Genomic DNA, 1,286 nt, shown 5'->3' with positions numbered 1-1,286 from the left:
TAGACCGCCTGGGGAGTACGGCCGCAAGGTTAAAACTCAAATGAATTGACGGGGGCCCGCACAAGCGGTGGAGCATGTGGTTTAATTCGATGCAACGCGAAGAACCTTACCTGGTCTTGACATCCACGGAAGTTTTCAGAGATGAGAATGTGCCTTCGGGAACCGTGAGACAGGTGCTGCATGGCTGTCGTCAGCTCGTGTTGTGAAATGTTGGGTTAAGTCCCGCAACGAGCGCAACCCTTATCCTTTGTTGCCAGCGATTCGGTCGGGAACTCAAAGGAGACTGCCAGTGATAAACTGGAGGAAGGTGGGGATGACGTCAAGTCATCATGGCCCTTACGACCAGGGCTACACACGTGCTACAATGGCGCATACAAAGAGAAGCGACCTCGCGAGAGCAAGCGGACCTCATAAAGTGCGTCGTAGTCCGGATTGGAGTCTGCAACTCGACTCCATGAAGTCGGAATCGCTAGTAATCGTGGATCAGAATGCCACGGTGAATACGTTCCCGGGCCTTGTACACACCGCCCGTCACACCATGGGAGTGGGTTGCAAAAGAAGTAGGTAGCTTAACCTTCGGGAGGGCGCTTACCACTTTGTGATTCATGACTGGGGTGAAGTCGTAACAAGGTAACCGTAGGGGAACCTGCGGTTGGATCACCTCCTTACCTGAAAGAAGCGTACTTTGCAGTGCTCACACAGATTGTCTGATGAAAAACGAGCAGTAAAACCTCTACAGGCTTGTAGCTCAGGTGGTTAGAGCGCACCCCTGATAAGGGTGAGGTCGGTGGTTCAAGTCCACTCAGGCCTACCAGATTCGCTCCCGTGCTTTGTTGTGGCAAAGCTCGCATACTTCAGTATGCTTCGCTTCACCACGCCGCGCCCGGAAACGAATCAAAGGTAAGAGGTTCTGACTACACGATGGGGCTATAGCTCAGCTGGGAGAGCGCCTGCTTTGCACGCAGGAGGTCTGCGGTTCGATCCCGCATAGCTCCACCATCTCGTGAGTGTTTACGAAAAAATACTTCAGAGTGTACCTGAAAGGGTTCACTGCGAAGTTTTGCTCTTTAAAAATCTGGATCAAGCTGAAAATTGAAACACAGAACAACGAAAGTTGTTCGTGAGTCTCTCAAATTTTCGCAACACGATGATGAATCGTAAGAAACATCTTCGGGTTGTGAGGTTAAGCGACTAAGCGTACACGGTGGATGCCCTGGCAGTCAGAGGCGATGAAGGGCGTGCTAATCTGCGATAAGCGCCGGTAAGGTGATATGAACCGTTATAAC

2 tRNA genes and 2 rRNA genes are annotated in these 1,286 nt (G+C 51.4%); all 4 read left to right on the top strand.

The annotated features are described in order from the left end of the window. Positions 1-668: ribosomal RNA gene (locus ACH0WD_RS24415) — 16S ribosomal RNA — on the top strand; the annotation flags it as partial. 69 nt (positions 669-737) lie between these two features. After that, positions 738-814, top strand: a tRNA-Ile gene (locus ACH0WD_RS24410). A 109-nt stretch (positions 815-923) separates the two neighbouring features. Then, positions 924-999, top strand: a tRNA-Ala gene (locus ACH0WD_RS24405). A 182-nt stretch (positions 1,000-1,181) separates the two neighbouring features. Then, positions 1,182-1,286, top strand: a 23S ribosomal RNA gene (locus ACH0WD_RS24400); the annotation flags it as partial.

It is taken from the genome of Salmonella sp. 2020_1395 (assembly GCF_043848115.1).
Lineage (GTDB): Bacteria > Pseudomonadota > Gammaproteobacteria > Enterobacterales > Enterobacteriaceae > Salmonella > Salmonella enterica.
Note: the sequence above shows the minus strand (reverse complement) of the source record. Positions and strands in the feature narration are given on the sequence as shown.